The sequence below is a fragment of the Streptomyces sp. NPDC002787 genome, from assembly GCF_053592095.1.
This window is the reverse complement of the sequence record NZ_JBSFVC010000039.1, coordinates 49900-72027: the sequence shown is the minus strand read 5'-3', so window position 1 is coordinate 72027 and position 22128 is coordinate 49900. Positions and strand designations below refer to the sequence as shown.

Below are 22128 nucleotides of genomic sequence, written 5' to 3'. Positions count from 1 at the left end.
CAAGACGATGAAGGACACCGGCGCCGACATGAGCGTCAAGTACAAGGAGACGGCGCGGGGCGGGCTGGCGGTCAACATCATCGAGTGCTGAGGGCGACGCACCGACGACACTGCTGTGGGGAGCCGCTGAGCGGCTCCCCACAGCAGTGTCGGGCTCACCTCACTGAGGTCGTCCGCTTATTCCGTCAGACGTATTCCGTCGCCGCGTCCAGCAGCCAATCGGTCAGATAGCCGGCGAAGGACCCACGGACCAGGACCCAGAATCCGGCGCTGGGTTCGTCCCGGGCGACCAGGACGATCTGGGTGCGGCCCAGGGTGGTCTGGGCGCAGCGTCCGGCGCCGAAGGCGCGGGGATGCAGGTCCAGGGTGCAGCCGTGGGCCAGGAGGTCGCGGGCGCGGGGGCCGGTGACGAGGAGTGTGGTGCGCTGGGCGGAGACGTCGGTGACGGAGACGAATTCGTCTCCCGCCGCCGTACGGATACGGCTCTCCAGGTCCCGCTCGCTGCCGGGCGGGCCCACGAGCAGCCACTCGTCCGGGCCGAGCCACAGCGCGGTCAGCTCCCCGGCGGGGACGACCGTGTTGGGTTCGAGGGGCAGTGGGAGGTCCAGGGCGAGGCCGATGGCGTCGGCCGCCGCGCCCTTGGCGTCGAGGCGCACGTCGAGCTGGGCCAGGAAGGGGAGTTCGGCCAGCCGGATCGCGCCCCCAGAGGTGCGGGTGGCGGCGGCCAGGCGGTCGGCGGCGTGCGCCAGGGGGCTGCGGGGCGGGGAGGTAAGGGCGGTGTCAGCCATCGCGACGGGCTCCCTCGGGGTCGTAGAGGACGGGGCTCGCGACGGTCACCGGGACCAGCCGGTCGCCCACGGGGGCGTACAGCCGCTCGCCGATGCGGTCCCGGCCGCCCTTGATCAGGGCGAGCGCGAAGGTCCGGCCGAGGGCGGCACTGCGGTAGCTGGAGGTGACGTGGCCGAGCATCGGGACGGGCGGCGCGGGCAGCACGCTGTCGGCGACCAGATGGGTGCCTTCCGGGAGGAAGGTCCCGGGGTCCTCGGGGAGGAGGCCGACCAGGTGTTTGCGGTCGGGGCGCAGGGTCTCGGCGCGGGCGTGGGAGCGCTTGCCGATGAAGTCGGGCTTCTTCTTCGAGACCACCCAGTTCATGCCGAGGTCCTGGGGGGTGACCGTGCCGTCGGTGTCCTGGCCGATGATCGGGTAGCCCTTCTCGGCGCGCAGGACGTGCATGGTCTCGGTGCCGTACGGGGTGATGCCGTACGGGGCACCGGCCTCGTACAGCGCCTGCCAGAGGGTGAGGGCCTGCCACGGTGACACGTTGATCTCGTAGGCGAGTTCGCCGGAGAAGCTGATCCGGCAGACCCGGGCCTCGATGCCGGCGACCGTGGTCTCCCGCCATGCCATGAACGGGAAGTCGTCGTTGGACACGGCCAGTCCGGGCGCGAGCCCGCCCAGGACCTCGCGGGAGCGCGGGCCGACGAGGGCGACCGTGGCCCACTGCTCGGTCACGGACGTGCAGTGGACCTTCAGTTCGGGCCACTCGGTCTGCAGCCACTCCTCCATCCAGTCCAGTACGGCCGCCGCGTTCCCGGTCGTGGTGGTGACCAGGAAGCGGTCCCGGTCGAGGCGGATGACGGTGCCGTCGTCGAAGACCATGCCGTCGGGGCGACACATGACGCCGTAGCGGATCATGCCGACCTTCAGGGTGCTCATCATGTTGGTGTAGAGCAGGTCGAGGAAGACGCCGGCGTCCGGGCCCTGGACGTCGATCTTGCCGAGGGTGGAGGCGTCCATGAAGGCGACACCGTCGCGGGCGGCGGCGCACTCGCGCAGCACGGCCGTCTCCATGTCCTCGCCGTCTCGCGGGTAGTACCAAGGGCGCTTCCACTGGCCGACGTTCTCGAAGAGGGCGCCGTGCTCGGCATGCCATCCGTGCAGGGCCGTCGTGCGGATCGGGTCGTGCAGCGCGCCTCGGTCGCGGCCCGCGAGCGTGGCGAAGGAGACGGGGGTGTAGGGGGGACGGAAGGTCGTCGTGCCGAGCGCGGAGACGTCCACGCCGAGCAGTTCGGCGACGACACCGCTGGCCAGGACTCCGGAGGTCTTGCCCTGGTCGTTGGCGGTGCCGGCCGTGGTGTAGCGCTTGGTGTGCTCGACCGAGCGCATACCGGCGCCGGTCGCGCGGGCCAGGTCGTCGACGGTGACATCGCGTTGGAGGTCGACGAAGCGGGGTGCGCCCGAGGCGCCCGGGACGACGTACACGTGCATGGGCGGCGTCTGGGGCCGTGCGGACACCTGCGGCAGGCGGGGGGCCTGCGGGGTGTAGCCCTCGGCCTCGATCGCGCGGGCACCGGCGGCCGCGCCCTGGGCGAGCACGTCGGCGAGGTCGAACACGCCGCTCGCGCTGCCCGCGACCTCGACCGCCTGACGGCAGGTGTCGGGGACGAAGGAGCCCAGCGCCTCGTCGTGTCGTAGTTTGCCGCCCGCCTGGCTGAACAGGTGGGCCACCGGGTTCCAGCCGCCGGAGACCAGCAGCAGGTCGGCGGCGAACTGCCGCCGCCCCGTGGACTCCCCGTAGGGCGCGACCGTCACGGCGGTGAGGCGTGTGTCGCCCTCCGTGCCGGTGACGGCGTGTCCGGCCAGCACCTCGATGCCGGCCTCGCGGGCGCGTCGCGCCCACTCCCCCGGTTCGGGGCGGGTGTCGACGATCGCCGTGACGTCCACGCCCGCCGCGGCGAGATCCAGGGCCGCCGCGTAGGCGCTGTCGTTGGTGGTGAAGACGACCGCGTGGCGGCCGGGCAGGACGCCGTGGCGGTTGGCGTAGGTGCGGGCGGAGGCGGCCAGCATCACGCCCGGGCGGTCGTTGTCCGCGAAGGCGAGTGAGCGCTCGTGGGCGCCGGTGGCGAGGACGACGCGACGGGCGCGGATGCGCCAGACGCGTTCGCGGGAGACGTTCTCGGGGGCGTCCGCGCCCAGATGGTTGGTGCGGCGTTCGACGGCGAGGAGGTGGTTGTCGTCGTAGTAGCCGAAGACGGTGGTGCGGCGCAGGACGCGGACCTCGGGGGCGGTGTCGAGTTGTGCGGCGATCTCCTCGGCCCAGTCGAGGTGTTCGCCCGTGCCCAGGAGGCTGCCGCCCGGTTCCGGCTGGTCGTCGGCGACGATGACGCGGGCGCCGCTCCTCGCTGCCGCCGCCGCGGCCGCGAGGCCGGCCGGGCCCGCGCCGACGACGAGCAGGTCGCAGTGGGCGTGTACGGCGTCGTAGCGGGCCGGGTCGGGGGCGGTGGCGAGGCGGCCCTGGCCGGGGAGGCCGCTCGCGACGAGGCCGTCGTACAGCTCGACGGCTGTCGCGGGGAGCATGGGCTCGGGGAAGGGTTCCTCGATCTGGATCACGGCGTTGGGTTCCTCGACGCCGGCCGAGAAGATGCCTCGGGGGCGGCCGAGTTTGATGCTGGTGCCGGTCTGGACGACGCCGTTGGCGAGGAGGGCGGAGGCGAGGGTGTCGCCTCGGTAGCCCTGGTACGCGGTGCCGTCGAAGGTGAAGGTGAGGGGGGTGTCGCGGTCGATTCTGCCGCGGGTCGCGTGGCGGAACGGTTGGGTTTCCTCGCCCCCGCCGCCCCTACCCGTCCCATCCCCGGGGGCTGCGCCCCCAGACCCCCCTTCAGCCTGAACGGCCTCGTCCTCAAGCGCCGGACGGGCTGGTGGTGCCGGGCTCGGCTGAACCGTGGCTGCACCGGCCTGAGTGACCGCGCGCTTCAGTTCCTCCGTTGCCGGGCGGGGCTCCCCCGCCCGGTACACCGCCAGGATCTCGTTCGTCGAGGTGTCCCGTACCGCGTTGAACCACTTGCGGCAGCCCGCCGCGTGGCTCCAGCGCTCGGCGAACGGGCCCTTGGCGTTGTCGCGGAAGAAGAGGTAGCGGGCCCACTCCTCGTCGGTGAGGGCCGACGGGGTCTCGGGGTACGGCACATGGGCCTGGCCGCCGTAGTGGAACTCGGCCTCGTCGCGGGGCCCGCACCACGGGCAGGTGATGAGCAGCATCGTTGGGCTCCCTAGTGGGCCACCGCGGCCGCGCCGTGCTCGTCGACGAGCGCGCCGGTGGTGAAACGGTCGAGCGAGAAGGGGGCGTTGAGGGGGTGGGGGCTGTCGTGGGCGATGGTGTGGGCGTAGACCCAGCCGACGCCCGGGGTGGCCTTGAAACCGCCCGTTCCCCAGCCGCAGTTGAGGTAGAGGTTGTCGACCGGGGTGAGGCCGATGATCGGGGAGGCGTCGGGGCTGACGTCGACGATGCCGCCCCAGGTGCGCAGTACATGGGCGCGGGCGAAGACCGGGAAGAGCTCCAGGGCCGCCGACATCTGCTCCTCGATAATGTGGAAGGCGCCGCGCTGCGTGTAGGAGTTGTACGAGTCGATGCCCGCGCCCATGACCAGCTCGCCCTTGTGGGCCTGGCTGACGTACACGTGGACCGCGTTGGACATGACGACCGTCGGGTGGACCGGCTCCAGCAGCTCCGAGACCAGGGCCTGCAAGGGGTGGCTCTGGAGGGGGAGTTCGATGCCCGCCATCGCCGCGAGGACCGAGGTGTGGCCCGCCGAGCAGAGGGCCACCTTGCCCGCCGCGATCGGGCCCAGGTTCGTCCGGACGCCGACCACCCGGCCGCCGACCACGTCCAGGCCGGTGACCTCGCAGTTCTGGATGATGTCGATCCCGGCGGCGTCGGCCGAGCGGGCCAGGCCCCAGGCGACGTGGTCGTGCTTGGCGATGCCTGCCCGGGGCTGGTAGGTGGCGCCCAGGACCGGGTAGCGCACGTCCGGGGAGATGTTGACGATCGGGCAGACTTCCTTGACGCCGTCCGCGTCGAGCCACTCCGCGTCCACGCCGTTGAGGCGGTTGGCCTCCACCCGGCGCACGCTGTCCCGGACGTCCTGGAGGCTGTGGGCGAGGTTCAGCACACCGCGCTGGGAGAAGAGGATCGGGTAGTCGAGCTCGTCGGCCAGGCCCTCCCACAGCTTGAGGGCGTGCTCGTAGATGCCGGCGCTCTCGTCCCACAGGTAGTTGGAGCGGATGATGGTGGTGTTGCGGGCCATGTTGCCGCCCGCCAGCCAGCCCTTCTCCAGCACGGCGACATTGGTGATGCCGTGGTTCTTCGCCAGGTAGTGGGCGGTGGCGAGGCCGTGTCCGCCGCCGCCCACGACGATCACGTCGTAACCGCGCTTCGGCTCCGGTGTGCGCCACAGCCAGTCGGGGTGTTCGGGCAGTTCGGCGCCGGGGGTACGGGGGCTCATCGGACGTCTCCGTCGGGTGGAAGGTGCGGACAGAGCGGGTGGTGGGACGCGGGCGCGTTCATACGGGATTCGCGTTCATACGGCGTTCGCGTTCCTCTCGGAGGCCTCGACGACGTTCGCGAGGAGCATCGCCCGCGTCATGGGTCCCACGCCCCCGGGCATCGGCGCGAGCCATCCGGCGACCTGGGCGGCGTCCGGGTGCACATCGCCGACGAGCCCCTCGTCGGTGCGGGTGATGCCGACGTCCAGGACGGCCGCGCCGGGGCGCAGCATGTCCTTGGTGATCAGCCCGGGTGAGCCGGCCGCGGCGATGACGATGTCCGCCTCGCGCACGTGCCAGGCCAGGCCCGTCGTCCCGGTGTGGCAGAGGGTGACGGTGGCGTTCTCGGACTTGCGGGTGAGGAGCAGGCCGATGGGCCGTCCCACGGTGATGCCGCGTCCGATCACACAGACCCGCGCACCGGCGAGGGGCACCTCGTAGCGGCGGAGTAGTTCCACGATGCCCCGCGGGGTGCAGGGCAGCGGGGCCTCGACACCGAGGGTGAGCCGGCCGAGGCTGACGGGGTGCAGGCCGTCGGCGTCCTTGGCCGGGTCCATGCGTTCCAGTACGGCGTTGGCGTCCAGGTGACGCGGCAGCGGGAGCTGGACGATGTAGCCGGTGCAGGCCGGGTCGGCGTTGAGCTCGTCGATGACGTCCTCGACCTGCCGCTGCGTGGCGTCGGCGGGCAGCTCCCGGCGCAGTGAGGCGATGCCCACCTGCGCGCAGTCCCTGTGCTTGCCGGCGACGTAGGCACGGCTGCCGGGGTCGTCGCCGACGAGGACGGTACCGAGGCCGGGCGGCCGGCCGCCGGTGGCGGTCGACTTGGCCACGCGCTCGGCGAGTTCACGACGGATGGCGGCAGCGGTCGCCTTCCCGTCCAGGAGTTGTGCGGTCACCGGCGGTACCCCTTCCCCAGGGCTAGCCACGAAGGCGGGACATGGTCGGGTCGAACAGGGGCTCCTCGGCGACGACCGCCTCGACGCGCTGGTCGAAGTAGCCGATGTGCAAGGCGGTCCCGGGCACCGTCAGCTCCGTCGGCAGCCACGCGTACGCGATGCCCTTGCCGATGGTGTAGCCGTAGGCGGCGCTGGTGACGTAGCCGACGGCCCGGTCGCCGTCGTACACCGGCTCCTTGCCCATGACGACCGACTGCGGGTCGTCGATCGTGAGACACGTCAGCTTGCGCCGTACGTCGGCCTTGCGGCGCTCCAGGGCCGCCTTGCCGATGAAGTCGCCCTTGTCGAGCTTGACGGCGAAGCCGACGCCGGCCTCGTAGGGGTCGTGCTCGTACGTCATGTCGGTGCCGAAGGAGCGGTAGCCCTTCTCCAGGCGGAGGCTGTTGAAGGCGCCCCGTCCGGCGATGACGCCGCCGAGCGGCTGGGCGGCGGCCCAGAGCGTGTCCCACAGCTTCTGTCCCAGGTCGGCCGTGGTGTACAGCTCCCAGCCGAGTTCGCCGACGTACGACAGGCGCATCGCGGTGACGGGGACGGAGCCGATGTGGGCGCTCTTGGCGCGGAAGTACTTCAGGCCGTCGTTGGTGAAGTCCTCGTCCGTCAGGGGCTGGAGGACCTTGCGGGCAAGGGGGCCCCACAGGCCGATGCAGCAGGTGCCGGGGGTGATGTCGCGGACCTGGACCGTGCCGTCGGCGGGGAGGTGGCGGGTGAACCAGTCGAGGTCGAGGTTGCCGTTGGCGCCGACCTGGAAGACGTCACGGGCGAGGCGGGCGACGGTGATGTCGCTGCGGATGCCGCCGTCGTGGTCCAGGAGCAGGGTGTACGTGACCGAGCCGACGGACTTGGCGACCTTGCTCGTCACCAGCCGCTCCAGGAAGTCGGCGGCACCGGGGCCGGTGACCTCCAGGCGCTTGAGGGCCGTCATGTCGTACATCGCGACGGTCTCGCGGGTGGCCTGGGCCTCCGCGCCGACGATGGGCGACCAGTACCGCGCGGCCCAGTCTCCCGGGGTGGGGATGCTGCGGCCTTCGACCAGTGCGGCGTTCGCCTCGTACCACTGGGGGCGCTCCCAGCCGTTCGCCTCCAGGAAGAACGCGCCGTGCTCCTTCTGGCGGGCGTGGAAGGGGCTGGTGCGGATGGGGCGCGGGTCCCCGGAGGGCTGGAGGGGGTGGAGGATGTCGTAGACCTCGACGAAGTTCTGGCAGTCGCGGGCGAGGACGTACTCCGGGGACAGCTGGTGCGGCTCGAAGCGGTTGACGTCGCACTCGTGCAGGTCGAAGGAGGAGCAGTAGCCGTCGACCAGCCATTCGGCGACGGCCCGGCCCACGCCCGCCGAGTGGGTGACCCACACGGCCTCGGCGACCCAGAAGCCCTTGACGTCCGGGGACTCGCCGAGGAGCGGGTAGCCGTCGGTGGTGAAGGAGAACAGGCCGTTGATGCCCTCCTCGACCTTGGCCTCCGCCGTCGCCGGCAGCAGGGACCGCGTCTCGGTCCAGGCGTCCTCGAAGTCCTCCTCGGTGAACTTCAGGACGGACGGCATCTCGTCGGCCTCGTCGACGGAGAGGATGTCGTCGGCGGTGATGGGCATGGGGCGGTGGCCGTAGTAGCCGATGCCGAGGCCGTCGAAGCGGTCGCGGTAGTAGAGGTCGGCGTCCTGGTGGCGCAGGATCGGGCGCACCGCCTCCTCGGTCTGGCCGGCCAGCGCCGGTACCGGGCCGGTCCAGGCGAGCTGGTGGGCGAGCGGGGTGAGGGGGAGGTTCATGCCCACCATGCGGGCGATCTTCGGGCCCCAGATGCCGGCGCAGCACACGACGATGTCGGCTTCCAGATCGCCCTGGTCGGTGCGGACGCCGGTCACCTCGCCGTCGGTGTGCAGGACGTCGAGGACCTCGTGGCGGGCCAGGAAGGTCACACCGCGCTCGGTGGCCCGGCGGATCTGAGCCTCGACGGCGAGGACGGCCTTGGCGAGGCCGTCGGTCGGGACGAGGAGGCCGCCGAGGACCTTGTCGCGGTTGACCAGCGGATGCTGCTCGACGCATTCGTCGGCGCTCAGCAGCCGGGACTCGATGCCCCAGGCGGTGATCCAGCCGTGGCGGCGCCGCAGTTCGGTCAGCCGCTCGGGGGTGGTGGCCACTTCGAGGCCGCCGACCTGGAGGAAGCAGGGCTGGCCGTCGACGTCGAGGGAGCAGAACTTCTCGACGGTGTAGCGCGCCAGCTCGGTCATGGTCTTGGAAGGGTTCGTCTGGAAGACCAGGCCCGGGGCGTGTGAAGAGGAGCCCCCGGTGGCGGGGAGCGGGCCCTGGTCGACCACGGTCACTTCGGTCCAGCCGCGCGCGGAGATCTCGTCCGCGAGTGCCGCGCCAACGACGCCCGCTCCGATGATGACCACTCGGGGTCCCGCCATCGCCGCACCTCCGATTGAAAACTATGTCCAGCCGGTTCAGTTGCTGTCTGCGCAACATGGTTCAGGTTGCGCAACTCAATGTGCCCGCCTCGGGGAGGAGGTGTCAAGGGGTCCGCGACCGGGGAAAACGGCCCCTGAACACGGCTATGCCCGGTGGGCGGCGCACACCTGTGCACGCCGCCCACCGGGCATGTTCGACCGCGGTACCGCCTCGGGTCACTTGATCCAGGCGTCGACCTTTTCCCGGTTGGCCTTGACCCACTTCTCGGCCGCCGCCTCGGGTGTCATCTTGTCCACGGCGATGTACTTGGCCACCACGTTCTGGTCGTCGTTCGTCCAGTTGAAGTTCTTCACCAGGTCATAGGCCGGGCTGCCCGACTCGGCGAACTTCGTGCTGACGATCTTGTCGAGCTTGTAGACGGGGTAGTCGCAGGCGACCTTCTCCGCGTCGGCGTCGCAGCCCGTCTTGTACTCCGGCAGCTTGACCTTGACCAGGGGCACCTCGGACATGAACCACTGCGGCTCGTAGAAGTAGCCGATCACCCATTCCTTGTCCTTCTCCGCCTTGCGGAAGGCCTGGATGAGCGCGGTCTCGCTGCCCGCGTACACCACCTTGAAGTCCAGCTTCAGGTTCTTCACCAGGGCCTCGTCGTTGGTGACGAACGAGGGGTCGCCGTCGAGGAGCTGGCCCTTGCCGCCCGACTCGGAGGTCCTGAACTTGTCGGCGTACTTGTTGAGGTTGTTCCAGTCGGTGATGTCCGGGTGTTCCTTCGCCAGCCACGGCGGCACGTACCAGCCGATCAGGCCTTCGTTGCCGGTCGCGCCGGCCTCGACGGCGGTCTTCTGGTCGGTGATGTACTTCTTCTTCAGGTCGTCATGGCCCCAGTTCTCGATGACGGCGTCGACCTCGCCCGTCCCGAAGCCCTGCCAGGCGATCTCCTCCTTCAGATCCTTCTTGGTGACCTTGCAGCCGAGGTCGTGCTCCGCGACGTACGCGACGACCGCCGCGTTCGCCTCGTAGCCCACCCAGGGGTTGACGGCCAGGTTGAAGGTGCCGCACTTGCCGGAGCTTCCCGAGCTGTCCGAGCCCGAGGAGTCCTCACCGACCTTCGCACCGCCGCAGGCGGTGAGGGCGAGACCGAGAACGGCCAGTCCGGCCAGGCCGGATCTCCACTGTCGTACCTGTGTTGCCATGGTCAGTGCTCCTTATGACGCGCTCACACGTCGTGCCGCGGCCTGAGTGATCCGGTCGAACATGACTCCGAGAAGGACGATGGCGAGCCCCGCCGCAAGCCCCTTCCCGTACAGCTGCCCCTGGGAGAATCCGGCCACGACGTCGTAGCCGAGGGCGCCCGCTCCCACCAGGCCGCCCACAACAACCATCGACAGCACATAGATCAGGCCCTGGTTGGTGGCGAGAGTCAGGGCACTGCGTGACATCGGCAGTTGAACCTTGGTGATGATCTGCCAGGTGTTGCACCCGGCGGACGTGGCCGCCTCCACGGTGGCCGCGGGCACGGCCCGCACCCCGTCCGCGATGATCTTGATGGCGACCGGTGCCGCGTAGACGATCGCGGCGACGATGGCCGTGAAGCGGGTCGCGCCGAACAGCGCGAGGAACGGCACGAGATAGACGAACGGCGGCATGACCTGCGCCGCGTCCAGCGTGGGCCGCAGCACCCGGTCCACCAGGAGGCTGCGCCCCATCCACACGCCGAGGACGATGCCGAGGACCATCACCAGCACCGTCGCCACGAGGGTCGACGCCAGTGTCGTCATGCTGTCCGACCACAGACCCGTGCCGACCAGCAGAGCCACGCACACGGCCGCGGTGACACCGGCACGCCATCCGCCGAGCACCGCGCCGAGCGCGATCAGCACCGCCCCGACGAGCCACCACGGGGAGTCGGTGAGCAGCGACTGGAAGGGGTTGAGCAGACCGTTGGTGATGCCGTCGCGGAAGGCGTTGGTGAGGCCGGAGAGGCTGTCCTGCACCCAGGTGGTCGTGGTGTCCGCCGCGCTCGCGATGGAGCTGCCGACGCCGCCCTCGCCGGGGAACTCGGCCGCCCACAGATAGGTGTGCGACATGTAGACGAGGACCGCCGTGACCACGCCGCCGGCGGCCAGCAGCGGCCGCCGCCAGGCGGTGGAGCGGCCGTCCGAACGCCGGGCCGTCTCCTGGCGCGCGCTGGCGGCGGTGGTGACCCGGTCGAGGACGATCGCCATGATGACGATGGCGAGGCCCGCGTTGAAGGCCGTGCCCACGTCGAGCGACTGCAGGGCCTGGATGACGGTCTTGCCGAGGCCGGGCGCGTCGATCAGGGCGGCGATGGTCACCATGGCCAGAGCGGCCATGATCGACTGGTTGACGCCCATCACCACGGTCCGCTTGGACATCGGCAGCAGGACCTTCAGCAGTGCCTGCCGCCGGGTCGCGCCGAGGGAGTCGGCCGCCTCGACGGTGGTCTCCGGTACGGACCGGATGGCGTGCGCGGTGATGCGGATCGCGGGCGGCGCCGCGTAGATCACGGTGGCGATCGTCGCGGAGGCGCCGCCGATGAGGAAGAACAGGGTCAGCGGGGCCAGGTAGACGAAGGTCGGCATCGTCTGCATGAAGTCCAGGAAGGGCGTGACGATCCGGTTGAACCGGTCGGAGAGCCCCGCCCACACGCCCAGCGGGATGGCGAACAGCAGCGCCACGAGGACCGCGGAGAGGGTGAGCGCCAGGGTGTCCATGCTCTCCTGCCACAGGCCCTGCAGCCCGAAGAAGGTGAAGCCGGCCACGGCCAGGAGGGCGACCCGCCAGTTGCCCACGGCCCAGGAGACATAGCCCGCGATGCCGACGACGCCGAGCCAGCCGATCTGGGGGACGGGGCGGCCGGCGGAGGGCTGTGAGATCAGTTCCTGGACGAAGGTCACCAGGGTGTCGATGACCAGGCGGATCTCGTTGAAGAAGTACAGGAAGAGCGGGTTGGAGTTGCGGTTCGCGCCGATCGAGTCGTTGGCGTCGTTGAACCACCGGTGCAGATCGGTGAGATCGGCGGCCGCCAGGGTCAGCGTCTGCTTGCCGCGCAGCACGGCGAAGAGCACCAGCCAGGCGATCAGGATCGCGGCCACGACCGTGCCGCGCCCGACTCCGCGCAGGCGGGCGGCGGGCGTGGCGGCCGGGGGCGGGGCGTCGACCTTCTGGGGTGGTTCCGGCTTCTGCGGTTGTCCCGCTTTCTCCACGGCGACGGTCATCACATGCCGCCTTCCTGCCCGGCGACCACCGCGAGGATCTCCTCGTCGCCGACGATGCCGAGCAGTTCGCCGTTCTCGATGACCTTGACCGGCTTGTCGGCCGCCAGTACCGCCCGGGTGGCCTCCCGCACCACGACGTCCGGGCCCAGCTCGGGGCCGTCCAGGGCGTCGCCGTCCTCCAGGGGGCGCATGATCCACCGCAGGGTGAGCACGTCGCCGCGCGGCACGTCCTTGACGAACTCACGGACGTAGTCGTCGGCCGGGGCCCCGACCAGTTCGTCGCCGGTGCCGCACTGGACCATCTTGCCGTCGCGCATGATGAGGATGCGGTCGCCGAGCTTGAGGGCCTCGGAGAGGTCGTGGGTGATGAACACCATGGTCTTGCCGACCTCGTGGTGCAGCCGGATGACCTCGTTCTGCATGTCGCGGCGGATCAGCGGGTCGAGCGCCGAGAAGGGTTCGTCGAAGAAGAGGACGTCCGGGTCGCCGGCCAGTGCCCGGGCGAGGCCGACGCGCTGCTGCATGCCACCGGAGAGCTGGTCGGGGTAGGAGTTCTCGTAGCCGGAGAGGCCGACGAGTTCGACGACCTCCATGGCCCTCCTGGTGCGCTCCGCCTTGCTCATGCCGCGGATCTCCAGGCCGAACGCCACGTTGTCGACGACGCGGCGGTGGGGCAGCAGCCCGAAGTGCTGGAAGACCATGGAGAACTTGCTGCGGCGCAGGTCGCGCAGGCGTTTGGCGTCCGCGTCGCGGATGTCCTCGCCCTCGAAGACGATCTCGCCGGCGGTGGGTTCGATCAGCCGGGTCAGACATCGCACCAGCGTGGACTTGCCGGAGCCGGACAGCCCCATGACGACGAAGACCTCGCCCTTGCGGACGTCGAAGTTCACGTCGCGCACGGCGGCGGTGCATCCGGTGCGGTCCATGAGTTCGCGACGGGTGAGGCCGCACAGTTCCTCGGACTCCGGCACCTTCTCGGCCTTCGGCCCGAACACCTTCCACAGCCGGCGCACGGATATGACCGGAGTACCGTCCGAGTCCTCGGGGGTGCCGCGCCGCTGCGGCGCCTCGGTCTGTGTTGGGGTCACGATCGACCTCTTCTCGGCGTTCAGCCGCGGAACCAGTGTTGCGGCCGGGGTTGGATGTTCTGCCAGATGTGCTTGGGCTCTCGGTACTCGTTCAGGCCGGTCGGTCCCAGCTCCCGGCCCACGCCCGAATGCCCGAAACCGCCCCATTCCGCTTGCGGCACATAGGGGTGGTAGTCGTTGATCCACACCGTGCCGTGGCGCAGCCGCCGGGCGACCCGCTGGGCCTTGCCCGCGTCCTGCGTCCAGACGGCCCCGGCGAGTCCGTACTCGGTGTCGTTGGCGATGCGTACGGCGTCGTCCTCGTCGGTGAAGCGCTCCACGGTGAGCACGGGCCCGAAGGACTCCTCGTGCACCACTCGCATGTTCTGCCGGCACTCGTCGAGAACGGTCGGCGGGTAGTAGTGGCCGTCCGCGAGGGCCGGGTCGTCCGGCCGTTCGCCGCCGCAGCGCAGTACGGCGCCCTCGGCGAGGCCCGCCGCGACGTACGCCTCGACCTTCTCCCGGTGCTGGGCGGAGATCAGCGCTCCGGTGTCGGCCTCGGGGTCGAAGGGCCCGCCGAGCCGGATCAGCCGGGCGCGGCGGACGACCTCGTCCACGAAACGGTCGTGGAGGGAGTCCTCGACGATCAGCCGGGCGCCGGCCGAGCAGACCTGGCCGGAGTGCAGGAAGACGGCCGTGAGAGCGAAGTCCACGGCCGTCTCGAAGTCGGCGTCGGCGAAGACCACGTTGGGGTTCTTGCCGCCGAGTTCCAGCGCCACCTTTTTCACCGTCGTCGCGGCGGTGGCCATGATCCGTCTTCCGGTGTCCAGTCCCCCGGTGAAGGAGACCATGTCGACGCGCGGGTCCTCGGAGAGCGGGGCGCCGACCTCGGGTCCGGTGCCCAGGACGAGATTGGCGGCGCCGGCCGGGAGCCCGGCCTCCGCCAGCGCCTTCATCAGCAGGACCGAGGTGGAGGGGGTGAGCTCACTGGGCTTGAGGACGATCGTGTTGCCGGCCAGGAGAGCCGGGGCGACCTTCCAACTGGCCTGCAGCAGCGGGTAGTTCCAGGGCGTGATGAGCCCGCAGACCCCGATGGGCTCGTAGACCACGCGGCTTACGGCGTCGTCGCGCCCGGTGTCGATCACCCGGCCGGCGTCGGTGCCGCCGAGGCCGCCGTAGTAGCGGAAGCAGGAGACGACGTCGGCGATGTCGTACTCGCTCTCCACCAGCCTCTTGCCGGAGTCCAGCGACTCGGCGCGGGCGAACTCCTTGGCGTCGCGCTCGAGGATGTCGGCGGTGCGCAGCAGCAGGGCGCCCCGCTCCCGCTCGGGGGTGTGCGGCCAGGGTCCCTCGTCGAAGGCCCGGCGGGCCGCGGCGATCGCCGCCTCGGTGTCGGGACGGGTGCCCTCCGAGACGGTCGCGGTGAGCGAGCCGTCAGCGGGACAGCGGATCTCCCGGAGCCCTCCGGCCACCGGATCCCGCCATTCCCCAGCCACATACAGGTCTGCCACGCGCCAAGCCCTTCAGCTGGAATGCGTTGCGCATTGTGCATCAAATTGCTTGTGGTGGAACACCATGTCCAAAGCCTCGACCTGCGTCAAGAGGTTACGGGATGACGATTTGGCCATGCGGACACTTGCGCGGCCACCCTTGACCGCAGACGGAGTCGAGCCGACCATGTTGCGTATCGCTCACCATGTTGTGCAATACGCACCAACGGAGGCTGACATGTCCCCTCGACCGCAACCTGGCCGTGAGTACGTCCTCACCCTCTCCTGTCCCGACAGCGCCGGACTGGTCCACGCAGTGAGCGGCTTCCTCGTCAGGAACTCGGGCAACATCCTGGAGAGCCAGCAGTTCGATGATCGACTCCAGGGCCGTTTCTTCATGAGGGTCCACTTCGACGTCTCCGATCCGGACGCGAGCGTGAAAACTCTGCGTTACCGATTCGGTCCCGTGGCCCAGGCCTACCGCATCTCCTGGACCCTGAGCGAGGCGGCCACCCCGATCCGGACGCTCATCATGGTGTCCAGGTTCGGCCACTGCCTGAACGACCTGCTCTTCCGCCGGCGCACCGGCGCCCTCAACATCGAGATCCCCGCGATCGTCTCCAATCACCGGGACTTCGAGGGGCTGGCGGAGACCTACGGCGTCCCCTTCCACCACATCCCGGTCACCAAGGACACCAAGGCCGAGGCCGAGGCGCGCCTGCTGGAGCTGGTCCGCGACCTGGACATCGACCTGGTGGTGCTGGCCCGCTACATGCAGATCCTCTCCGACGACCTGTGCAAGCAGCTCGAGGGCCGCGCCATCAACATCCACCACTCCTTCCTCCCCAGCTTCAAGGGCGCCCGCCCCTACGAGCAGGCCTACGACCGCGGCGTGAAGCTCGTCGGCGCGACCGCGCACTATGTGACCCCGGACCTGGACGAGGGACAGATCATCGAGCAGGACGTGGTCAGGGTGGATCACTCGCTCGACCCCCAGGACCTGGTCACGGTCGGCCGCGACGTCGAGGCGCAGGTGCTCGCGCACGCGGTGAAGTGGCACAGCGAGAGCCGCGTCATGGTGGACGGCAACCGCACGGTGGTCTTCCGCTGAGCGGTACGGCAGCACAGGGGGGCGGGGCTGGACTTCCAGCCCCGCCCCCTTGCCGTGCCCTCAGCCGCCGAGCCGCTCCAGCAGCGCGCGGCGCCACGCCTCCGTCTCGGCGATCTGGTTGAACGTGAACAGGTGCAGCCCCGCCGCCCGCGCCGTGGGCGCGTCGAGTGCCTCCTCGGTACGCGTCAGCAGTCTCTCCGGCGCGTACCCGCCGGGCGCCGCGAACCGCAGGAACCACGAGGCGTGCTTCGTCAGGAAGCGTGTCGACTCACCCACACCGATCTTCGTCGCCATGGACAGCAGCTTCGTCCGCTGCACGGGGCCGGCGACGCCGACGTACAGGGGCAGCCCGACGCCGCGGGCCCGTATCCGGGCGACCCAGTCCGCCAGCACGCGCGGGTCGAAGCACAGGTTGCTGACGATGTACGTGGCGTGCTCGCGCTTGTCCCACATCGCCTGGATGGTGACGTCGTCGTGGATGAGCGGATGGCTCTCGGGATAGCCGGTGATACCGACGCGGGCGAAGGGTTCGCCCAGCTCGCTCAGTCGGCGGAGCACCGGCAGCGCCCCGTCGTAGGCCCCGGCCGACGGGTCGGCGTCGCCCGCCGGGACGAAGACGTCGTCCACACCCACCGCGCGGAGCCTGTCGACGACGTCCTTCAGATGGGCGTCGTCCCGCAGCAGCCGGGCGGGCACGTGCGGGACCACCCGGTAGCCGTGCCCCGCCAGCCGTCCGGCCAGGTCGAGGGTCGGTTCCAGGCCCTTGACCGGCGACGCCGTCACGGTGACCACGACGTCGCGCGGAACATGGGCGAGGACCTTCTCCTCGGTCGCCTTCGCGGGCAGCACCTCGTAGCGGACGCTGTTCAGCAGCGCCCTCAGCCCTGCGGCGCCCAACGTCTACCCCGCCTGCTTCTGCGCGTCACTGTGGCGGTAGTACGCGGCCCGGGAAGGCGCCAGGGGCTCCTTGCCGAGGATGAGGTCGGCCGCCTTCTCCGCGATCATCATCACCGGTGCGTAGATGTTGCCGTTGGTGACGTACGGCATCACCGAGGCGTCCACCACGCGCAGGCCCTCGACGCCGTGGACCCGCATGCTGTCCGGGTCGACGACGGCCATCTCGTCGGCCGAGGGGCCCATCTTGCAGGTGCAGGACGGGTGCAGGGCCGTCTCGCCCTCCTTCGCCACCCAGGCGAGGATCTCCTCGTCCGTCTCCACCTTCGGCCCGGGCGAGATCTCCCCGTCGTTGTACGGGGCGAGCGCGGGCTGGCTGAGGAACTTGCGGGCAACGCGGATCGCCTCGACCCACTCGCGGCGGTCCTGCTCGGTGGAGAGGTAGTTGAAGCGCAGCGCGGGGTGTTCGCGGGGGTCCTTGCTCCTGATCTTCACCGAGCCGATGGCGTCGGAGTACATGGGCCCCACATGCACCTGGTAGCCGTGGCCGCCGGACGGCGAGGACCCGTCGTAGCGGACGGCGATCGGCAGGAAGTGGAACATCAGGTTGGGGTACTCGACGTCCTCGTTGCTGCGGGCGAAACCGCCGGCCTCGAAGTGGTTGGTGGCGGCCGGGCCCTTGCGGAAGAGCCACTGCAGTCCGATGAAGGGCGCGCGCCACTTGGCCATGTACGGCTGCATGGAGACGGGCTGCTTGCAGGCGTACTGGACGTAGACCTCCAGGTGGTCCTGCATGTTCTCGCCGACGCCCGGCAGGTCGTGGACGACGTCGATGCCGAGGGCGCTCAGTTCCTCGGCGTTGCCGACGCCGGAGAGCTGCAGCAGCTGCGGGGAGTTGATCGCGCCGCCGCAGAGGATGACTTCCTTGGCGCGGACCTGCTGGAGGGCGCCCCTTCCCCGCTGGTACTCGACACCGATGGCCCGCTTGCCCTCGAAGAGGACGCGGGTGACGAGGGCGCGGGTGGTGACCGTGAGGTTGGGCCGCTTCATGGCGGGCTTGAGGTACGCCTTCGAGGCCGAGAGCCGACGTCCGCGGTGGACGTTTCGGTCGAACTTGGCGAAACCTTCCTGCCGGTAGCCGTTGACGTCGTCCGTGGGGGCGTAGCCCGCCTCCTCGGTGGCCTTGAGGAAGGCGCCGAAGAGCGGGTTGGTCGCCGGTCCCCGTTCGAGGACGAGGGGGCCGTCGTGGCCGCGGAACTCGTCGTCCGGGTCGGCCGCGAGACAGTTCTCCATCCGCCGGAAGTACGGCAGACAGTGTGCGTAGTCCCAGGTCTCCATCCCGGCGTCGGCCGCCCAGCGTTCGTAGTCCATGGGGTTGCCGCGCTGGAAGATCATGCCGTTGATGCTGCTGGAGCCGCCGAGGACCTTGCCGCGTGCGTGGTAGACGCGTCTGCCGCCCATGTGGGGCTCGGGCTCGGACTCGTACTTCCAGTCGTAGAACCGGCTGCCGATCGGATAGGTGAGCGCCGCGGGCATGTGGATGAAGACATCCCACGGGTAGTCGGAGCGGCCGGCCTCCAGCACGAGCACCTGGTTCGCCGGGTCCGCGGAGAGTCTGTTCGCCAATGCACAGCCGGCTGATCCGCCGCCGACGATGACGAAGTCGTATTGCAGGGGAGCCATGATGCCTCGTCTCGCTCGCGCCGTAGATACGCGTGCATGCTAGTACCGGTAGCGCTATACGCACCAGGTTGCGAACGACGCAACTTACAAGGTCATCGTTTCGACGCCGTTACTTGCAATGGTGTTGTTTACTGCGCGTATAGTTTCATTGTGAGCAACTACAGCACTGACACAGAAACCTCGAACTCGCAGGCCGGCGGAGTGCAGTCGGTGGACCGCGCCATCAGTGTCCTGGAGATCCTGGCCCAGAGGGGCGAGGCGGGCGTCAGCGAGGTGGCCGCCGAGATCGATGTTCACAAGTCCACCGCCTTCCGCCTGCTCGGCGCCCTGGAGGCACGCGGTCTGGTGGAACAGGCGGGCGAGCGCGGCAAGTACCGCCTCGGCTTCGGCATCGTACGCCTGGCCGGTGCGGTGACGGGCCGCATCGACATCACCCAGCAGGGCCGCCCGGTGTGCGAGGCCCTGGCCGAGGAGCTCGGCGAGACCGTCAACATCGCCGTGCTGCAGGAGCACTACGCGGTCAACCTCTACCAGGTGCGCGGCCCCGGAGCGGTCACCGCGCAGAACTGGGTCGGCCAGCTGACCCCGCTGCACGCGACCTCCAGCGGCAAGGTCCTGCTGGCCCATCTGCCCGCCAAGGAACGCGCCGCGCTGGTGGCCGAGGCGGGCCTGAAGAAGGTCACCCCGCACACCATCACCGCGAAGACGAAGCTGGAGAAGAACCTCGCCGAGGTCCGTGAGGCCGGCTACGCCTGGGCCCGCGAGGAGCTGGAGATCGGCCTGCACGCCATGGCCGCCCCGATCCGCAACAGGGAGGGCACGGTCGTCGCGGCCCTGAGCGCCTCCGGGCCCTCGTACCGGCTGACCGAGGAGCGTCTGCACGAGCTCGCTCCGGTGCTGTGCAAGGGCGCGGACGAGATCAGCCACCGCATGGGTTACCTGGGCTGATCGCCCGTTCGCGGCTACTGCGGCTGCCGCATGCCCAGGCGCTCGTTCACCCAGTCGTGGAAAGCGCCGATGTGGTGCTCACTGGGCACCAGGACACCGCCCTTGGCGTACATCCGGGAACTCATTCCGGGCTGGGTGCGCTCGCAGGCCTCGAAGTCCTGCCGGTTGACCCGGTCGAAGAGCTCCACGGACCGGCTGACGTCCTTCCCGCTCTCGACGACGTGCGGGAGGTAGAGCCAGTCGCACTCGACGATCGTGCGGTCCACGGCCACCGGGATCATCCGGTGGAAGATCACATGGTCGGGGACGAGGTTGATGAAGACCTGCGGCCTGACGGTGATCGCGTAGTAGCGGCGGTCCTGCTCCTCGGAGACTCCCGGTATACGGTCGAGGCCCTCGGAGCCGTCGACGGTGAAGCCCTGGACCTCCGCACCGAACTCGGCGCCGTGCCCGACGTAGTACTGGGCGGCGTAGCCGTCGGCGAACTCGGGGAGCACCTCGGTGAGTTCGGGGTGGATCGTGGCGCAGTGGTAGCACTCCATGAAGTTCTCGATGATGAGCTTCCAGTTCGCCTTGACGTCGTAGACGATCCGCTTGCCGACCGAGAGGTTCTCGACGCCGTAACGCTCGATCGACTCGACGTCGCCGAGGCGGCCGACGACATCGGCGATGACGTCCTCCTCGAAGGAGGGCGGGTTCTCCGCCAGGCACACCCAGACATAACCGAGCCACTCTCGGGTGGCCACGCTCACCAGGCCGTACTCGGTGCGGCCGACGTCGGGCATCTTGGTGAGGTTGGGCGCCGCGACGAGTTTGCCCGTCAGGTCGTAGGTCCAGGCGTGGTACGGACACTGGAAGGCCCGCTTGACCTCGCCGGTCTCCTCCGTGCAGAGCTTGGCTCCGCGGTGCCGGCAGACGTTGAAGTAGGAGCGGATCGAGTTGTCCCGGGCGCGGGTGACGAGGATGCTTTCGCGGCCCACGTCGACGGTGCGGAAGGCGCCGGGCTTCGCCAGGTCCGACGAGCGCGCGACGCAGAACCACATCGTCTCGAAGATGCGCTCCTGTTCCAGGGCGAAGATCGCGGGATCGGTGTAGGAGGAGCCGGGGAGGGTGGCGATCAGGCTGTCCGGCAGGCTGGTCGAGGTCACGGTGCACTCCTCGGGAAACGTCGTGGATCGGGCGGTCACGCGCCGGGAAGAGCGACTCCGGACGGCGTTGTATGTGGTGCAACGCTGCGCGCTATGTGCAACCGCAGCATGGGATGGGGCACACGCGGTGTCAAGATGCCGCGGCGGCGAGCTGCTTGCGCCAACGGGTGAACAGCCGCGGCTGGTTCATCCCGAGCACGGCGACGGGACGGCCTTCTCGCCTGTAGACCGCGAGGACGTCGCGGTCGTCGGGGGCGCCCTCCTCGACCGTCACGCTGTCGGCACCGGCCGCGTGACCGGCGAACTGGATCTTCACGCCGTACTGGTCCGACCAGAAGTACGGCGGCCGGGGCACACCCGGCTCCACCGCGCCGCCCGCCAGCAGCGTGGCGACGGCCGCCGCCGGGCGCTCCTGCGCTCCGGTCCAGTGCTCGACGCGGCGGTGGAGGCCGGCCCGGGGGTCGTACCAGGAGGCGCAGTCACCGACCGCGACCACGCCGGCCAGGCTGGTGCGGCCGTCCGCGCCGCACTTCACGCCGTTGTCGAGCGTGACACCGGATCCTTCCAGCCACTCGACGCAGGGGCGTGCGCCCACGCCCACGACGACGAGGTCGGCGGGGATGCTGCGGCCGTCCTCCAGCAGGACGGCGTCGACCTTGCGCTCTCCGCTCAGCCCCTTGACGCCCACGCCGCACAACAGCCGTACGCCGTGGTCCGCGTGGAGAGCGGAGACGATGCTCCCCATGGCCTGGCCGAGCGGGCCGGCGAGCGGCGTCGGTGCCGCTTCGACGACCGTCACGTCCAGCCCGAGGGCATACGCGGTGGAGGCGACCTCGGCGCCGACGAACCCGCCGCCGATGACGACCAGCCGTCCGCCCCGGGTCAGTTCGTCGCGCAGGGCGCGGGCGTCGTCCAGGGTGCGCAGGACGTGGACTCCGGTCAGGCCCTCGGAACCGGGCAGCTGTCGCGCGGCGGCGCCGGTGGCGATGACGAGGCCGTCGGCCCGTAGCTCCCTGCCGTCCGCGAGCCGGACCGCACGCCGGGTGCGGTCCAGGCCGGTGGCGCGGGTGCCGAGCAGCCACTCCGCCGCCAGGTCCTCGCCGTCCGTCTCCAGGGCGAGGTCGGCTTCACCGATGGTCCCGGCCAGGAACTCCTTGGACAGCGGGGGCCTGTCGTACGGACGGTGGATCTCGTCGCCGATGACGACGAGCCGTCCGTCGTAGCCCTGTTTCCGCAGGGAGCGCGCCGCCGACAGACCGGCCAGCGAGGCGCCCACCACGGCCACGGTCCTCACGCGGGACCTCCGGCCAGCCGCGCGGCGACGCAGGGCGGCAGGTTGGGGGCGTCCGTGGACACCCGGACGTAGATCATGCCGTCCTCGATGAGGACCTCATGGGTCCGGACCGGGAGCTTGGCCGGCGGGGAGTCGACGGCACCGGTCCTCAGGTCGAACTTCGAAGCATGCAGCGGGCATTCCACCTCGCAGCCCTCCAGCCAGCCGTCGGCGAGCGAGGCGTCCTGGTGGGTGCAGGTGTCGTCGATGGCGAAGACCTCGCCGTCGTCGGTGTGGAACACCGAGACCGGCGGGTCGATGTCGAGCCTGAAGGCCTCGCCTCGCGGAAGATCCGCGAGACGGCACGCGGGAATCATCATGACACCTCGGGTGCGTATAGCGAAACGGATTGCGGTAAGCGCAACATCAGTCTGGGGTCGCCCCCAACCCTTGTCAAGGCATCCAAGAGGCGCTTTCGCTCGCTCCACTTTGTTGCTTCTCACACAACTCTGAGCGCGATACGCAACCAATTGAACGTGCGTCGAGGCCCGCAAACGACAGCCCGCCTCTCCGGCCTGCGACGACGGCAGGCGAGAGG

At 70.0% G+C, this 22128-nt stretch carries 16 protein-coding genes; 2 read left to right on the top strand and 14 right to left on the bottom strand.

The genetic code is table 11. The annotated features are described in order from the left end of the window. Positions 1–185 precede the first annotated feature (185 nt). The 9 genes from ACWD26_RS38095 to ACWD26_RS38055 form a co-directional block, all read right to left on the bottom strand. Complete coding sequence (locus tag ACWD26_RS38095; RefSeq protein WP_451277295.1) at positions 186–788, bottom strand: sarcosine oxidase subunit gamma; 603 nt, start codon at positions 786–788, stop codon at positions 186–188. After that, a complete protein-coding gene (locus ACWD26_RS38090; RefSeq protein WP_451277293.1) occupies positions 781–4035 on the bottom strand; it encodes a sarcosine oxidase subunit alpha family protein in 3255 nt (1084 codons plus the stop codon). The genes ACWD26_RS38095 and ACWD26_RS38090 overlap by 8 nt, the downstream gene beginning before the upstream one ends. Positions 4036–4046: 11 nt before the next feature. After that, entirely contained in the window at positions 4047–5279 is a 1233-nt protein-coding gene (locus ACWD26_RS38085; protein ID WP_451277291.1) for a sarcosine oxidase subunit beta family protein, read from the bottom strand. 75 nt (positions 5280–5354) lie between these two features. Beyond that, positions 5355–6215: a bifunctional methylenetetrahydrofolate dehydrogenase/methenyltetrahydrofolate cyclohydrolase gene (locus ACWD26_RS38080; RefSeq protein ID WP_451277288.1), complete on the bottom strand. Its 861-nt coding sequence runs from the start codon at positions 6213–6215 to the stop codon at positions 5355–5357. 22 nt (positions 6216–6237) lie between these two features. Next, positions 6238–8676, bottom strand: coding sequence for a GcvT family protein (locus ACWD26_RS38075; protein WP_451277286.1), 2439 nt, complete (start codon positions 8674–8676; stop codon positions 6238–6240). A gap of 216 nt (positions 8677–8892) precedes the next feature. Next, complete coding sequence (locus ACWD26_RS38070; RefSeq protein WP_451277284.1) at positions 8893–9870, bottom strand: ABC transporter substrate-binding protein; 978 nt, start codon at positions 9868–9870, stop codon at positions 8893–8895. Positions 9871–9882: 12 nt separating this feature from the next. Next, on the bottom strand, positions 9883–11916 hold the full coding sequence (locus ACWD26_RS38065) for an ABC transporter permease (RefSeq protein ID WP_451277282.1): 2034 nt from the start codon (positions 11914–11916) through the stop codon (positions 9883–9885). Continuing rightward, the gene (locus ACWD26_RS38060) at positions 11916–13004 is read right to left on the bottom strand and encodes a quaternary amine ABC transporter ATP-binding protein (RefSeq protein ID WP_451277280.1); all 1089 of its coding nucleotides are present in this window, start codon (positions 13002–13004) and stop codon (positions 11916–11918) included. The genes ACWD26_RS38065 and ACWD26_RS38060 overlap by 1 nt, the downstream gene beginning before the upstream one ends. Positions 13005–13024: 20 nt before the next feature. Beyond that, positions 13025–14494, bottom strand: a complete 1470-nt coding sequence (locus ACWD26_RS38055; RefSeq protein ID WP_451277278.1) for an aldehyde dehydrogenase family protein — start codon at positions 14492–14494, stop codon at positions 13025–13027. Positions 14495–14711: 217 nt separating this feature from the next. On the opposite strand from ACWD26_RS38055, the gene purU reads away from it, so the two are divergent. Then, a complete protein-coding gene (gene purU, locus ACWD26_RS38050) occupies positions 14712–15584 on the top strand; it encodes a formyltetrahydrofolate deformylase (RefSeq protein WP_451277276.1) in 873 nt (290 codons plus the stop codon). A 60-nt stretch (positions 15585–15644) separates the two neighbouring features. Here purU and ACWD26_RS38045 read toward each other — a convergent pair whose 3' ends face one another. Together ACWD26_RS38045 and betA are read right to left on the bottom strand one after the other, a co-directional pair. Beyond that, positions 15645–16481: a 5,10-methylenetetrahydrofolate reductase gene (locus ACWD26_RS38045; RefSeq protein WP_451277274.1), complete on the bottom strand. Its 837-nt coding sequence runs from the start codon at positions 16479–16481 to the stop codon at positions 15645–15647. 3 nt (positions 16482–16484) lie between these two features. Then, complete coding sequence (betA, locus tag ACWD26_RS38040) at positions 16485–18161, bottom strand: choline dehydrogenase (RefSeq protein WP_451277272.1); 1677 nt, start codon at positions 18159–18161, stop codon at positions 16485–16487. A 201-nt stretch (positions 18162–18362) separates the two neighbouring features. Here betA and ACWD26_RS38035 point away from each other — a divergent pair, with 201 nt between their 5' ends. Next, the gene (locus ACWD26_RS38035) at positions 18363–19109 is read left to right on the top strand and encodes an IclR family transcriptional regulator (protein WP_451277303.1); all 747 of its coding nucleotides are present in this window, start codon (positions 18363–18365) and stop codon (positions 19107–19109) included. A gap of 14 nt (positions 19110–19123) precedes the next feature. On the opposite strand, the gene ACWD26_RS38030 is transcribed toward ACWD26_RS38035, so the two are convergent. The 3 genes from ACWD26_RS38030 to ACWD26_RS38020 form a co-directional block, all read right to left on the bottom strand. Next, complete coding sequence (locus ACWD26_RS38030) at positions 19124–20257, bottom strand: aromatic ring-hydroxylating oxygenase subunit alpha (RefSeq protein ID WP_451277270.1); 1134 nt, start codon at positions 20255–20257, stop codon at positions 19124–19126. Between the two features lie 130 nt (positions 20258–20387). Next, complete coding sequence (locus tag ACWD26_RS38025; protein ID WP_451277268.1) at positions 20388–21551, bottom strand: NAD(P)/FAD-dependent oxidoreductase; 1164 nt, start codon at positions 21549–21551, stop codon at positions 20388–20390. Next, positions 21548–21910, bottom strand: a complete 363-nt coding sequence (locus ACWD26_RS38020; protein ID WP_451277266.1) for a bifunctional 3-phenylpropionate/cinnamic acid dioxygenase ferredoxin subunit — start codon at positions 21908–21910, stop codon at positions 21548–21550. Before ACWD26_RS38020 ends, ACWD26_RS38025 begins: the two co-directional genes overlap by 4 nt. Between the last annotated feature and the right edge of the window lie 218 nt (positions 21911–22128).